14 protein-coding genes are annotated in these 14,138 nt (G+C 55.9%); 6 read left to right on the top strand and 8 right to left on the bottom strand.

Annotation, left to right across the window (positions count from 1 at the left end; genetic code table 11):
• Nucleotides 1-385: 385 nt before the first annotated feature.
• The 5 genes from B5M42_RS04865 to B5M42_RS04845 all read left to right on the top strand — a co-directional run bounded on the left by B5M42_RS04865 (nucleotide 386) and on the right by B5M42_RS04845 (nucleotide 4,483).
• On the top strand, nucleotides 386-1,960 hold the full coding sequence (locus tag B5M42_RS04865; protein WP_167690178.1) for a sensor histidine kinase: 1,575 nt from the start codon (nucleotides 386-388) through the stop codon (nucleotides 1,958-1,960).
• The gene (locus tag B5M42_RS04860) at nucleotides 1,957-2,607 is read left to right on the top strand and encodes a response regulator transcription factor (protein ID WP_134755772.1); all 651 of its coding nucleotides are present in this window, start codon (nucleotides 1,957-1,959) and stop codon (nucleotides 2,605-2,607) included. The genes B5M42_RS04865 and B5M42_RS04860 overlap by 4 nt, the downstream gene beginning before the upstream one ends.
• Nucleotides 2,608-3,528 carry a polyprenyl synthetase family protein gene (locus tag B5M42_RS04855; protein WP_134755774.1) on the top strand — a complete coding sequence of 307 codons (921 nt, stop codon included), beginning with the start codon at nucleotides 2,608-2,610 and terminating at the stop codon, nucleotides 3,526-3,528.
• Between the two features lie 46 nt (nucleotides 3,529-3,574).
• Entirely contained in the window at nucleotides 3,575-4,165 is a 591-nt protein-coding gene (locus B5M42_RS04850; protein WP_134755775.1) for a hypothetical protein, read from the top strand.
• A 69-nt stretch (nucleotides 4,166-4,234) separates the two neighbouring features.
• Nucleotides 4,235-4,483 carry a hypothetical protein gene (locus tag B5M42_RS04845; protein ID WP_134755777.1) on the top strand — a complete coding sequence of 83 codons (249 nt, stop codon included), beginning with the start codon at nucleotides 4,235-4,237 and terminating at the stop codon, nucleotides 4,481-4,483.
• A 114-nt stretch (nucleotides 4,484-4,597) separates the two neighbouring features.
• On the opposite strand, the gene B5M42_RS04840 is transcribed toward B5M42_RS04845, so the two are convergent.
• The 3 genes from B5M42_RS04840 to hemL form a co-directional block, all read right to left on the bottom strand.
• Entirely contained in the window at nucleotides 4,598-4,981 is a 384-nt protein-coding gene (locus B5M42_RS04840) for a VOC family protein (protein ID WP_134755779.1), read from the bottom strand.
• Between the two features lie 66 nt (nucleotides 4,982-5,047).
• Entirely contained in the window at nucleotides 5,048-5,326 is a 279-nt protein-coding gene (locus B5M42_RS04835) for an ArsR/SmtB family transcription factor (protein ID WP_134755781.1), read from the bottom strand.
• Between the two features lie 173 nt (nucleotides 5,327-5,499).
• Nucleotides 5,500-6,798, bottom strand: coding sequence for a glutamate-1-semialdehyde 2,1-aminomutase (gene hemL, locus B5M42_RS04830; RefSeq protein ID WP_134755783.1), 1,299 nt, complete (start codon nucleotides 6,796-6,798; stop codon nucleotides 5,500-5,502).
• 79 nt (nucleotides 6,799-6,877) lie between these two features.
• Here hemL and B5M42_RS04825 point away from each other — a divergent pair, with 79 nt between their 5' ends.
• Entirely contained in the window at nucleotides 6,878-7,537 is a 660-nt protein-coding gene (locus B5M42_RS04825; protein ID WP_134755785.1) for a Crp/Fnr family transcriptional regulator, read from the top strand.
• Nucleotides 7,538-7,639: 102 nt separating this feature from the next.
• Here B5M42_RS04825 and hemG read toward each other — a convergent pair whose 3' ends face one another.
• The 5 genes from hemG to cobA form a co-directional block, all read right to left on the bottom strand.
• A complete protein-coding gene (gene hemG, locus B5M42_RS04820; RefSeq protein ID WP_230632685.1) occupies nucleotides 7,640-9,103 on the bottom strand; it encodes a protoporphyrinogen oxidase in 1,464 nt (487 codons plus the stop codon).
• Nucleotides 9,104-9,148: 45 nt separating this feature from the next.
• Nucleotides 9,149-10,102, bottom strand: coding sequence for a ferrochelatase (hemH, locus tag B5M42_RS04815; RefSeq protein WP_134756739.1), 954 nt, complete (start codon nucleotides 10,100-10,102; stop codon nucleotides 9,149-9,151).
• A gap of 4 nt (nucleotides 10,103-10,106) precedes the next feature.
• Nucleotides 10,107-11,171, bottom strand: coding sequence for a uroporphyrinogen decarboxylase (hemE, locus tag B5M42_RS04810; protein WP_134756741.1), 1,065 nt, complete (start codon nucleotides 11,169-11,171; stop codon nucleotides 10,107-10,109).
• A gap of 173 nt (nucleotides 11,172-11,344) precedes the next feature.
• Nucleotides 11,345-12,340 carry a porphobilinogen synthase gene (hemB, locus tag B5M42_RS04805; RefSeq protein WP_134756743.1) on the bottom strand — a complete coding sequence of 332 codons (996 nt, stop codon included), beginning with the start codon at nucleotides 12,338-12,340 and terminating at the stop codon, nucleotides 11,345-11,347.
• A gap of 229 nt (nucleotides 12,341-12,569) precedes the next feature.
• Nucleotides 12,570-14,135 (bottom strand): uroporphyrinogen-III C-methyltransferase, encoded by a 1,566-nt coding sequence (gene cobA, locus B5M42_RS04800; protein ID WP_134756745.1) that lies wholly within the window; start codon nucleotides 14,133-14,135, stop codon nucleotides 12,570-12,572.
• Nucleotides 14,136-14,138 lie beyond the last annotated feature (3 nt).

Here is a 14,138-nt window from a genome sequence, read left to right as displayed (position 1 = left end):
AAGTTTATTTCTGTCCTTGTTAATCTATCTTCGAATTCCAGCTTCAAGAGCTGCACGTTTTCTATCGCTTGTATTCTTAATTACAGGTATTATTTTTATGAGCTTCGCTTCATCATATCGTGGCGACCCTCTCGCTAAGGTTTTCGTTACTAATTTCGTCATTGCACTGCCATTAGTGTTTTTACATTTTTTAATTCTGTTTTTTAAGGAAAAAAGCGGAATACGACTTTCCACTAAGTGGCTAAACGTACTGTATTACATCGCAGCAGCTAATGGAATCGCAACGTTATGCTTCTTAACTCCATTTAATATTTTCATTTTTTACAAAATAGAATACCTAATCGTCCTCTCCTTCTTCCTGCTCGGCCTGCTGCTCAACCTGTTCATGTTCGTCTACATCTATGTCAAATACCGTCACGTGGACGCGTCGATTCAATCGATGATCAAAATCGTCTGGTTCGCTTTGTTCGTCTCCTGCGCGCCGTTGGCTTTTTTGTCCTTCATTCCCATTCTGGTCAGCGGCAATCCAATCGTCGATCCGCTCTACACGGGTTATTGTGTCATTTTATTCCCGATTTCGTTTTGTTATCTGATCGTCACCAAGCAATTGTTTGACATCCAGACCATCATGCGGCGCATTGTGTTCACTACGCTGATCGCGATTGTGCCCAGCGTGCTGCTGGTGGGGCTGCTGTCTTTTGTATTCATCCATGAAGCGTCCCTGCAAAATCTCGCGTTCAGCTTCCTGTTTATCCTGACCACGATTTCGTTCCTGCTCTACATGCTGGAATACTTCGCCACGCGGCTGGAAGTGATTATGTTCCCGCGCAAATATCACCTGCAGCTGGCGCTGAAAAAAGTCGCGCGCAATTTGCGGGCCATTACCAGCTTTCAAGAGCTGAAGGAAATCATTTTGCTCGATATTGTCCATACGCTGCAGGTGTACGGCGGAGCTATTGTCTTTTGCTATCAGAACGATACAGAGATGATTAGTGAAGGCGAGCTGGAACTGGAGGCGGTGGAGCAAGGGCTGCTCGATCAGACGTTGAGCGAACAGGCGTATACGGTGCTGGAAATCAACCGGCATGAGGAGTATACAAGCTATTTTGTCTTTACGAAAAAGAAGACCAATACCCCTCTAGGCATAGAAGAGAAGCAATGGCTCGACTTGATTATTTCCTATCTGGCCGTCTGTCTGGAGAACGTCTACCTGATTCGCAAGCTGACGCTAAGGGTACATGAATTGGCTTCGCAAATTCCCGACGAGCAGGCCGGACAAGACTTCGCCTGGCTGCGCAAATCGTTGTTCGCGCTGCAGGAGCGAGAACGCTTCAGGATTGCTACCGACCTGCACGATACGATTATTCAGGACATTGTGCTGATTCGCCGTAAATTGATCGCCTACATCGACAATCACACCAGCGATCAGCCTGTGCAAGAGGTCGTCAAACATCTCGAAATGCTGAATGAAAGCTTGCGGCAAAGCTGCTTTGAGCTGAATCCCTATTTGCTGCAGCGGGCCGGATTGATTAAAACAATGGAAGCGGCCATTGATCTGGACCGGGGATTGACCGAAGTAGACATACATTTTCAAGCCGAGGGGACAGCCCTCGTCGAAACGCTCGATCCGGAGAGTAAAAAACATCTGTTCCGCATCTTCCAAGAGCTGATGAACAACGCCAAAAAGCATTCGCAAGCTACCGAAGTACACATCCGGCTGTCGGCACAAGACTCCTCCGTCTGCCTGTCGTATCGGGATAACGGCATTGGGCTCGATCCGGCCAGGCTGGACACAATGCCTCGTTTCTACACGCCGGTCCATGCCGGAGTAGGACTGGAACAAATGCGCAGCCGCGTGCTGCTGCTTGGCGGTCTATGGAATTGGCGCTCCGAGCCGGGAAGCGGCGTCGAATTGACCATTCGCATTCCTTTACCTGAACAGAAAGGCTGGGTCGTATGAATCGCAAAGTCACCATCGTCGTCGTCGACGATCATCCGCTGATGGCCGAAGCCACTTCATTTACTTTGCGTCAGCTTGAAGGCGTCGAGGTGGCCGGCATTGCCGACAATGGCGCGCACGGGCTGGCGCTGGTCGAGCGCTATCGCCCGGACATTGTGTTCCTCGATTTCCATTTGCCCGATCAATACGGCGACGAAATCGCCAAGATCATCAAAAGCCGTTATCCGGCGATTCATCTGGTTATTTTCACCGGCATTGAATTTACCCATCTGTACAATCATCTGATCGGACTTGAAGTGAGCGCCGTGATTTCGAAAGAATCCAAGGGTGTGCTGATTCAAAGCCTGATTACGATTTTAATGGAGAATCATACTATCGTACCGCTGCCCGTTTTTCACAACATGCGCGTGGAGAGCGACAATCTGCTGCAAACCGATGTGCTGGACGAGCAGGACATGCACATGATGTCCATGATACTCGAAGGGCTAACAAATGAACAGATGGCCGAACGAATGCATATGAGCAAGCGAACGGTGGACAATTATGTACGCAAAATTTACGAGAAAATTGGCGTCAAATCGCGCGGCCAAGCCGTGGACAAGTTCATGCAATACAAGCACATTTATGAAGCGCAGCGGAGGGATTAAATGGAGGAGCGCATTCTCGCCGAAATCGAACGTATGATTAACGATTATTTTCCGGTCAGCGATTTGAACAAGCTGCTCAAGCGTTTTGTTCGCGATAAGTCGGAGGAAGGACCTAGCCTGTGGTCGGAGCTTACGCTTTGCTGCGGCGGCATGCTGGGTGGCGATCTCGACCGTCTGTTCAGCGCTGCGGCCCATGTCGAGCTGTTGATGCTGGCGCTGGACATCGTAGACGATGTGCAGGATCAGGACAACCCTGATAAGCCCTGGATGCAGTGCCAGCCCGCTTATGCGCTGCAGGCAATTCTCGCTTTTATCACGGCATCGGTCAGTGAAATCGCCGGTTCTCGCCCGGCCCAGCTCCCCCGCCTGCTGCGCTTCATCGCGCAAGCGATCAGCGGTCAACAACGCGACTTGAACCATTCCGTACAGACCGAAGCCGACTACATCGTCATGATTCAGGAAAAATCCGCTTCGCTGATGAATGTGGCGGTGGCGATGGGCTATCTGCAGGCTGCCGAACCGCCCGCCCCCGAAACCGTGGCCCGGCTCGACGAGCTGGCCCAATATGTCGGCATCGTCGCCCAGCTCAAAAACGATACGCGGGACCTGCTGCGCCCCGACTTGAAAAACGATTTGCTTCATAAAAAGAAAACGCTGCCCGTCCTGTTCCTGCTCCAGCACAGCCGCGAGCAGTTCCCAGCGCTCATCTTATTTTACGAAGGCCGCATGGACATCTCATCTTTTGTGCAAAAAAAAGCCGAATGCTTGCAATATATTCGCGATTCGGGATGCCTGGAATACGCCCGGGCCATTCAGTTCCTATTTGCCAACAAAGCGCAGCAGCTTTTGCAGTCGCTGGAAGGGACGTCGCCTTGGAAGGAACGGCTTATCGAGAGGGTGATGTCGGTGCTGGAGGTGTGAATTGCGCGAAGAGCATACAACATTAAAGTATCGAAAGAGGTGTACAATGAGTTTTAAAGTCTATTTAGCTGACCGTGTAATCGAATTTCAAGATATTATTGAATTGAACGCAAAACAACAAAATTATATTCATCAAGTATCGAGTAATCGAACCCAATCAGAATGGATTGCTTTGGACAAAGGCATAAAAATCCCTCTCGATTCTTCACAACAAACAGAAATTATTTCGTTAAAGAACAGTCTGGTCGCTGGTAAAGATAGACGAGACTTGATTAGGGATGACACTATTGTGTTTACTCAACACGCAAGAGAACGCATCGCGGTAAGAGTAGATAAAGCCACAGAAAGTACTCCCCCGTCCGTCGATAGTGTACTTCTTGTTATACAATTGGTTATTGACAGTGACAGGGTTGACGCACACGCTGAATGGAAAGGCTTTACGAACCTGACTTATACTTTGTATCATACCGAGTACGATGAACGCTTTAAGATAACTGTATCATTCGAAATGATAAATCGAGAACGCATTCGAGTTATAACCGTAAGTAATGAACACATCGTCGAGTTAACTAAATCTTTACGAGACAACCCGGAAATGATGGAAAAACTTCAAGAATTCAAGAAAAAATTACGCTGACTTGGGATGCATTACGTATTACAATAACAAATCATGGTATAATATAAGTACTGGTAAGGAGGGGTTACGATGGTTTATCTTGCGGACACTATTCATTGCAGATGTGGAAATCACGCTCGATATCAATTAAAAGATATATCTTGGATTGAATCTGGAAAAAGCTTTACTATACGTAATATCCCTACTTGGTCCTGCAATAATCAAAGCTGTTGTGAGGAAATCATCACATCCAGCGTACAGCTTAACGTTTCATTCCTTGCAGAAGATATGAGAAATGGAAAATTACCACTGGACGTGGAATATAAAGAACTTTTGTAACGGCAGAAATGCCGTTTTTTTATTTGAAAAAAACAGCGGACAGCCATGCGTTCAAAAGCAACGTCACGACTGCCGCTGTTGATATATCCAGCTCACCTGTTATCTCATTACCAGCTAACGCTGAATCATCTGAATCAAATTCCCGCAAGTATCGTCAAATACGGCAATCGTGATGTCGCCCATCTTGGTCGGAGCCATCGTGAACTTCACGCCCAGAGCGATCAGGCGGTCGTATTCCATCTGCACGTCCTCAACGCCAAACATCGTAGCCGGGATGCCGTCGGCCGAAATCTTTTTTTGAAACTCCTTGGCCGCAGGGTGCTCGTTCGGCTCAAGCAGCAGCTCAGTGCCGTCCGGATTGTCGGGAGATACGACCGTGATCCATCTGAATTGGCCCATCGGCACGTCATGTTTGATAACAAAGCCCAACTTCTCGGTATAAAATGCCAGGGCCTTGTCCTGATTGTCGACAAACAGGCTGGTTACAATGATTTTCATCACAAAATTGCCTCCTTTAAAATAGCCCGGACTCCAGGTCCGAATAGGCCCGCTTCTCGTTGCGGCTTACTCCAGCCATCTGTTCAACAAGTGTTTCAACGGCTCGTTATGAAAAACCAGCACCCGATACTTGCCCTTCTTGACGGATTGGACGAGATCGGCCGCCGACAGCGCAGCCAGATGCTTGGCGATCGCCTGTCGCGAAATCGACAGGTTATGCTTCATAATGAGACGGGCCGTCAGCTCATACAACGTCAGCTCGTTACGTTCCGCCAGCTCATCCAGGATCAGCCGTCGGGTCGGGTCGCCCAATGCATGAAAAATCGCGTCTTTGTCTTCGTTCATAGCCTGATTATACGCAACCTATAAGTTACTTGTCAATACATGCAACTACAAAGTTGCACATAGATCTTAACAAAGGATCATCTGTCCAAAATCGGTCTCGCTCCCACGCGTTTTCAATGAAAGCACAAAAGGCCGCAAGGAGATCATCTCCCTGCAGCCGCGTTCAAATAACTCTACAATCCCTGCAACGCCTCGCGATGCGCGGCAATCGTCGCTTCAATATCCTCATCCGTATGCGCCGTCGAAACGAACATGCCCTCAAATTGCGACGGGGCCACCGAAACGCCCAAATCCAGCAAACGGGCAAAATAAGTGTTGAACTTGCCGAGGTCGGACGTTTTGGCCGAAGCATAGTCTGTCACCGGCACGTCGGTGAAAAATGGGCACACCATCGATCCGACGCGGTTGATCGTGCTGGCTACGCCTGCTTCGGCTGCGTTGCGCGCAAAGCCCGCTTCCAGCAGCGCCGATTTGCGCTCCAGCTCCTCGTACACGCCTGGACGCCCCAGCAGCTTCAGCGTCGTGTAACCCGCGGCCATCGCCAGCGGATTGCCCGACAGCGTACCGGCCTGATAGATCGGCCCTGCCGGGGCCATTTGCTCCATGATGTCGCGGCGGCCGCCGTAAGCGCCAACCGGCAAGCCCCCGCCGATAACCTTGCCCAGACACGTCAAGTCCGGCGTCACCCCGTACAGCCCTTGCGCGCAATTCAGATGCACACGGAAGCCGGTCATCACCTCGTCGAAAATCAACAGGCTGCCGCACGCCGCCGTCACCTCGCGCAGTCCTTGCAAAAATCCCGGCTGCGGCGGTACAACGCCCATATTGCCGGCAATCGGCTCGACAATCACAGCGGCGATATCGTCGCCATAGCGCTCAAATACGAGCTTGACCGCTTCCAAATCGTTATACGGCACCGTGATCGTGTTGACCGCTACATTCTCCGGCACGCCCGGACTATCAGGCAGCCCCAGCGTCGCTACGCCCGAGCCCGCCTTGATCAGCAGCGCATCGGCGTGGCCGTGGTAGCCGCCCTCGAACTTGACGATTTTGCTGCGCTGCGTATAGCCGCGCGCCAAGCGCAAGGCGCTCATCGTCGCTTCCGTACCGGAATTAACCATGCGTACCATTTCGATCGACGGCACCCGCTCGATCACGAGCTTGGCCATTTCCGTCTCCAGCTCGGTCGGCGCGCCGAAGCTCGTTCCCTTGGCTGCGGTCGAATGAATCGCCTCCAGCACCTCGGGATGCGCATGGCCGACGATCAGCGGTCCCCATGAGCCGACGTAGTCGATGAAGGCATTGCCATCGATGTCAAACACGCGCGAGCCGGCGGCCCGCTCGATGAATAGCGGCGTCAAGCCAACCGATTTGAACGCCCGTACCGGGCTGTTTACACCGCCGGGAATGTGTTGTTTGGCTTCGCGGAAAGCGGCTGCCGACCGCGTATCGTTTCTGCTTGGATTTTTCATGAACAATTGCGCACCCGCCTCATAAATATGGTAAAATAGTCACGGAACTACACTTCGCAAAGATAAAGAGGAGATATGCATGATTGAATTTGTCAGAAATGTGCCTTTGTTCTCCCGACTGAATGAAGCTCAATTGCAGGCAGTTGCTGCCATTTGTACTCGCAAAACCTATAAACCCAATGTCGTGCTTTTTTCCGAAAAAGAGCTCGGCTCTGTCTTTTATATGGTCTACAGCGGTTCCGTCAAGGTGTATACAACCAGCCCTGGCGGCGAAGAGAAAATTTTATCGATTTTCAAAGCCGGAGAAAGCTTTGGCGAGCTGTCGCTGATCGACGGCAAGCCCCGCTCCGCTTCCGCCAAGACGCTGGAGGAATGCGTGCTGATCACGCTGATGGGCCAGCATTTCCTCGAGCTGCTGCGCAATCATTTCGACATTACGCTTGGCATCATGCAAGAGCTGAGCAACCGGCTGCGCGACACGAACCAGCATGTGTTTGACTTAACGTTCCTCGATGCCCGCACGCGCGTGATCAAAAGCCTGATCAAGCTGGCCAACAAGCACGGTATGCGCAACGGCAATATCATTACAATCAAGCTTGTGCTCAACTTCGACGAAATTTCCCAAATGGCCGGCGTGCAAAAAATTACGCTCATGCAAGTCGTCCGCGATTTGGAGGAAAAGCAAATCCTCACCATTTCGCCGGTTGATTTCAAGCTCGATCTCGCCAAGCTGCGCTAAGCGTCCTCCGGATGACCCGCAGCGGCTCACGGCTTTGCGGCAATCGCCCCATCGGCTGTGCAAGGCCGCAGCGGACGCACAGCGTCCCACACCAGGCTCACCTCACACCGGCACAGCGGCCGACTTGCGCCGCGCCGTCAGCACGCTGTCGACGAGCTGCTCGGCCGCTTCGCGCCCCTGCCGGATGCAGTCCGGCAAGCCGACGCCGTGAAAGCCCGCGCCCGTCACGAGCACACCGGGCAGCCGCTCCGCCAGCTCGGCGCGAAATGCCGCCACCTGGGCCAAATGGCCTACCGGATACTGCGGCATCGACTTCGCTAGTCGCGTCACTTCCACAAACAACGGCTCTGCGCGGAGCCCGAGCAGCTCGCCCAAATCGTGGCGGGCTTTTTGTATGAGCTGCTCGTCGCTCCACGCCTGCCACTCTTGCTCGCCGGTTCGCCCCACATAACAGCGCAGCACGGCTTTGTCGGCGGGCGCCGTATGCGTCCATTTGGCCGACGTCCACGTGCAAGCCGTAATCGTCCGCTTTTCGCGGCGCGGCACGACAAAACCCGAGGCGTCAAGCGGGAACGGAATGTCCGAGCGCTCAAACGCCATAATGATATTCGCGACCGACACATATTCGATCCGCTGCAGCGCTTCTGCCGCCGGCACATGCGCCGCCAGCAGCCGTCCGGCCTCGTACGTTGGCGTCGTGACAATGACGCCGTCCGCTGCCAGCGAACCGCCGTCGGCCAGCGCTACCTGTATGCCGCCTCCCGCCGCCGGGGCCACAGACGCCGCTGCTTCGCCCGTGCGCAGCTCGACGTCCTTGAGCGCAGCGACCAGCCCTTGCACGAGCGTCTGCAGGCCGCGCCGGTACGACAGAAACGTCGAATGGCGCACCGCCTCGGGCAGCTCCAGCGCATCGGCTAACGCGGCCTTTTTGCTCGCCAGCGTGCCGAGAATCAGGCTGCGGTGTCTTTTTTCCATCGCCTGAAACTGCGGGAACGTCGCCTGCAAGCTGAGCGCATGCAAATCCCCGGCATAAATGCCGGCCAGCAGCGGCTCGGCGATCTGCTCCAGCACTTCTTTGCCCAGACGGCGCTCGAAGAAATCGCCCAACGACTCGTCGCCCGACTCGCCACGCCGCGGCAGCAGCAAATCGAGCGCAGCCCGAGCCTTGCCGGCCGGCGAGATCAGCCCGCTTTGCACAAACGGCCACACCTCGGTCGGAATGCCCAGAGACAGCCCCTGCGGGATGCGATGCAGCTTGCCTCCGCGGACGATAAACGTCTTCTTGGCCTGCGGATTTGTGCCGGTCAGCTCGTCCATCAGCCCAAGATCGCGCGTCAGCTCGATAATCGGCCGCTTGCGAGCCAGAAAAGAATCCGGTCCCTTTTCGATAAAAAAGCCGTCCCGCTCCAGCGTATGAATTTTCCCGCCAAGCGCCTGCGTCGGCTCCAGCAGCGTCAGACGCGCGCGCGCGCCCGCAGCCTCCAGCCGTTTTTTCGCATAAAACGCCGCGCTCAAGCCTGTAATCCCCCCGCCGATGATCACCAGATGCGGCCGATTGTCGTCCATCGCCAGCTCTCCTTCCGTTATGGCCTTGCTTCCTGTGCCAGACTGCTACACCTTCAGCGCTTCCGTCGCCTTGGCGTAAACTACGTCGCTCAGCGTCTGCATATATAGCGGATCGGTATTCAGCGATTCCGTGCGCTCCAGGTGTAAGCCCAGCTCGCTTGCCAGCGCCTGCGCTTCAATATCGATATCGTACAGCACCTCCAGATGGTCGGAGACAAAGCCGATCGGGCACAGCAGCACGTTTTTCACTTGCTCCTCAGCCGTAATCGTGCGCAGCACGTCGAGAATGTCCGGACCGAGCCACGGCGTCGCCGTCTGCCCGGCGCTTTGCCAGCCGAACTGCCAATTGGTCAAGCCGACACGCTCGGCAATCGCCTTCGATGTCTCCAACAGCTGCTGCGGATACGGGTCGTTCATTTCCAGGATTTTCTCCGGCAGACTATGCGCCGTAAAGATCACGCGCACCTCGTCGCGCGCCACGCCTTCAAAGCGCTCCAGCGCCGACTCCACTCGCGTAGACAAAGCCTCCAGCAGCAGCGGATGCAGGTGGTAGCTCAGCACAAAATCAATCGCCAGCCCGAGCTCTGCGGCTTTCTCCTTGGCCCGTTTCACATAACCGCCCACGCTCATCGTCGAAAAATGCGGCGCCAGCACGACGCCGACCGCTTGCCGGATGCCGTCCTTCACCATCATCTCCACGCCGTCCTCAACATAAGGTAACGCATGCTTCAAGCCCTGATAGCAGACGAACTCCAGCTCCGAATCGCCGGAATGCTCGCGGTTCAGCTCCGCTTCCAGTCCTGCCACCTGCTTGTTCGTATTCTCGCGCAGCGGGAAAAAGCCCCCGACAATCGCCTCATACCGCGCCTTCAGCTCGGCGAGCTGCTCGGGCGAAGGCGGATTGCCCCGCCGGATATGCGTGTAATAGGCTTCAATCTGATCCAAACTTTCCGGAGTCCCGTAGGACATCACCAATACGCCGATACGCTGCTTGCTCATCGTCTTATACACCACTCTTTTCTGCTTGCTTGGATAAAACGGCATGCGAATAATTATGAATAAAAGCGGTCAGCTCCTTGAGCTTGTCCAGCGAAGCCTCCGGGAATAAACCGTGTCCGAGGTTAAAAATATAACCGGGCTGCTGCATCCCCTCATCGAGAATCGCTTGCGCCTGACGCTCAATCACGCTCATCGGCGCCGTCAGCACGTAAGGGTCAAGATTGCCCTGCACAGCAAAGCGGTCGCCGACGCGGCGGCGTCCTTCGCTTACCGGCACGCGCCAGTCCAGCCCGATTACATCGGCTGCCAGGCCGCGCAAATACGGCAGCAGCTCGCCGGAGCTGACGCCGGGGAAATAAATTTTCGGCACATCCAGATCGGACAATTCCTGAAAAATCCGCGTGATCGTCGGCAGCACATACAGTTGAAAATCCGCCGGCGCGAGCGCCCCGATCCAGCTGTCAAACAGCTGCACCGCCTTCGCCCCGGCCGCAATATGCGCCCGCAGGTACGTAATCACCATATCGCCGAGCTTGTCCATCAGCGCGTACCACACCTTCGGCTCGCTGTACATCATTTGCTTGGTGCGAATGTAGCTTTTGGACGGTTTTCCTTCAATCAAGTAGCTGGCAATCGTAAACGGTGCGCCGGCAAAGGAAATCAGCGGCACCTCCAGCGCCTTGTCAAGAATGCGGATCGTCTCGATGATGTGCGACAGGTCCTTGTCCACATCGATCGGACGCAGCCGCTCGACATCGGCCGCCGTACGCACCGGGGTATAAATCACCGGGCCGATATTTTTGACGATATCGAACTCGACGCCCAGCGACGCGACCGGATTCATAATGTCCGAATACAAAATCGCCGCATCCACGCCCAGCTTGCGCACCGGCATCATCGTCACCTCGGCGGCGAGCTCGGGCTGGCGGCAAATTTCCAGCAGCGTATATTTCTCTTTAATTTTGCGGTATTCCGGGTCGTACCGTCCGGCTTGACGCATATACCAGACCGGCACCGTATCGACGTCCTGCTTGCGGCAGGCTTGAATAAAACGATCGTTGTAGCTCACAGGGGCCACCTTCCTCTTTTTCCCAGCCGTTATATGTAGCCTATTGTTGTCCATTATGCTTTAATTATACTCCTGTGCCCGGACATGAGCGCTCTTGGAATGCGACAAAAGTATGACAAAGAACCATTCGATCCGGGCCGGGTCGCCCTGGGCGCGAATGGTTCTGGGTAATGTTAGCCCTCTTGCAGCCAACGGGCGATATCTTTGGAGAAGTAGGTCAAAATGATGTCCGCGCCGGCCCGCTTGAAGCTGACCATCGTTTCCATCACAATCGCCTGCTCGTTGATCCAGCCCTGCAGCGCCGCTGCTTTGATCATCGCATATTCTGCGCTGACGTTGTAAGCGACGACCGGCAGGTCGAAGTTGTCCTTGAGCATGCGGATCACGTCCATGTACGCGAGCGCCGGCTTGACCATGAGGAAATCCGCGCCCTCCAGCACGTCGTTCTCCGCTTCGCGCAGCGCCTCGCGGCCGTTGGCCGGGTCCATCTGGTACGTTTTGCGGTCGCCGAATTGCGGCGAGGAATGCGCGGCGTCACGGAACGGGCCGTAATACGCCGAGGCATATTTGACCGAATAGGCCATGATCGGCACGTTTTCGTATCCGGCATCGTCAAGGCCGCTGCGAATCGCCTGCACGTAGCCGTCCATCATGTTCGACGGAGCGATAATATCGGCGCCCGCCTTGGCCTGCGACACCGCCGTGCGCGCCAGCAGCTCCAGCGACAGGTCGTTGGCGACGTCGGCTTGTCCGGTGACCGGATGATGATGAATGACGCCGCAATGGCCGGTGTCGGTGAACTGGCACAAGCACGTATCAGCGATGACCAGCAGCTCGGGATGCCGCGCCTTGATCCGGCGCGTGGCCCGCTGCACAATGCCTTCGTCGTCGAACGCCGAAGTGCCTTCGGCATCCTTGTGATCCGGCACGCCGAACAGCAGCACGGCCGGAATGCCCAGTCGGGCAATGTCGTCGATTTCTTCATCCAGACGGTCGAGCGAAAAATGGTACACGCCCGGCATCGAGGCGATTTCGTGCTTGATATTCTCGCCTTCGGTAACAAAAACCGGCTGCACCAGGTCGTCGATTGTGACGCGATTTTCGCGGACGAGCCGGCGAATCGCGCTACTGCCGCGCAAACGGCGGTTGCGAACTACGGGAAAAGTCATATTCAAAAGCCTCCTGCCTGATCAAATCGGTTTGGATCGAGTTAACGGAACAACAATGTCTAGCCGCGTTTCGATACCATTCGAAGACGGAACGCAGCTTAATTCGGTCTAGCCGCCAATCGAGCAATTGCTCGAAGCGGACGGAGCACGTCGGGGTTTCCGCGCCGCGTACGACTCCCGGCGGGCGATGCCGACCGACAGCGGCTGTCAGAGCCGCGGACTCGCTTGATTAATGGTTTGGATCTCCCACGGACTCGTGCTTCCGGCCGGGCCACGTCAGGCTTTCAGCCAGCGAAGCGACCGTTGCTTCCTCGGCCATATAGGTGATCGAAAGGCCCAGCCTGCGGGCCGTTTCCGCGGTCTTCGGCCCGATGCAGGCGATTTGCGCGCCCTGCAGCAGCTGCAGCGGCTCCGGCTCGCCGAGACGGCGCAGCGCTTCGAATAAATTCGTTACCGTCGACGAGCTGGTAAACGTGATGATGTGAATGCCGCCTTGACGCAGCAGCTCCAGCACCTCGTCGCCGTCCTCCAGCGCCAGCACGTTCTCGTAGACGTCGACCTCGCTCACCTCGACGCCCAGCTCGCGCAGCTTGACCGGCAAGTAGTCGCGGGCGATGTCCGCCGTCGGCAGCAGCGCGCGCTGACCGGCAGCGAGCTGCGGCAACAGCGCCTCCAGCAGCCCTTCGGCGCGGAAATCGCCCGGCAGCAGCTCGGCGACCAGCCCCCGCTGCTCCAGCGCCTCGGCCGTCTTGGGCCCGACGGCGACCAACCGCGCCTTGGCGAGCGCGCGGACGTCCAGCCGCAGCTCGCGCAAGCGGCGGAAAAAGTACTCGACGCCGTTGACGCTCGTAAAAATCGCCCAGTCAAAGCGGGCGAGATCAGCGAGCGCAGCGTCCAGCGCGGCGAGCGCCTCCGGCCGGCTCGGCGGCTGCAAGCGGATCACCGGGAATTCGACCGGCTCTCCGCCCAGTTCATCGATCAGCTCGGTCAGCTCGCTCGCCTGGCAGCGCGCCCGCGTGACGAGCACGCGGCGGCCGAACAGCGGCTTCTTCTCGATCCACGCCAGCTTCTCGCGCAGCTTAACCACCTCGCCGACGATGATCACGGCCGGCGATTGGAAATTGGCCGCCTTCACCTTGGCGGCAATATCCTCCAGCGTGCCGGTAATCGTCGCCTGATCCGTCCACGTGCCCCAGCGGACGAGAGCCACCGGCATATGCGGCGGCTTGCCGCAGCGGATCAGCTCGCGGCAGATTTGCTCCAGATTGGCTACGCCCATCAGGAACACCATCGTGCCAATCGCTTTGGCCAGATGCTCCCAGTCGAGGCTGGAGTAAGTTTTATTCGGATATTCGTGACCTGTGACAATCGCCACCGATGACGTGAAGTCGCGGTGCGTCACCGGAATGCCGGCGTACGCCGGGACCGCGATTGACGACGTAATCCCTGGAATAATATCGTAGGCTATGCCGTGTTCGGCCAGCAGCTCGGCTTCTTCGCCGACGCGGCCGAACACGCTCGGGTCGCCACCCTTGAGGCGCGTCACAACCTTGCCCTGCAGCGCCAAATCGGCGAGCAGGCGGTTGATGTCCTCCTGCTTCATCATGTGCTTGTCCGGCAGCTTGCCGACAAACACCAGCTCGGCGTCCGGCTTGCGGTGCTTGAGCAGGCGCGGACTGGCCAGCCGGTCATAGACGATGACATCGGCTTTGCGGATCGCCTCCAGACCGCGTACGGTAATCAGCTTGGGATCGCCGGGGCCGGCCCCGACGAGATAGACGCGTCCTGTCCCCATCGC

Origin of the sequence: Paenibacillus athensensis (assembly GCF_004514475.2) — a bacterium.
GTDB classification, from domain to species: domain Bacteria; phylum Bacillota; class Bacilli; order Paenibacillales; family NBRC-103111; genus Paenibacillus_AL; species Paenibacillus_AL athensensis.
The sequence above is the reverse complement of the archived record's forward strand: the minus strand, read 5'-3'. Positions and strand labels throughout refer to the sequence as shown.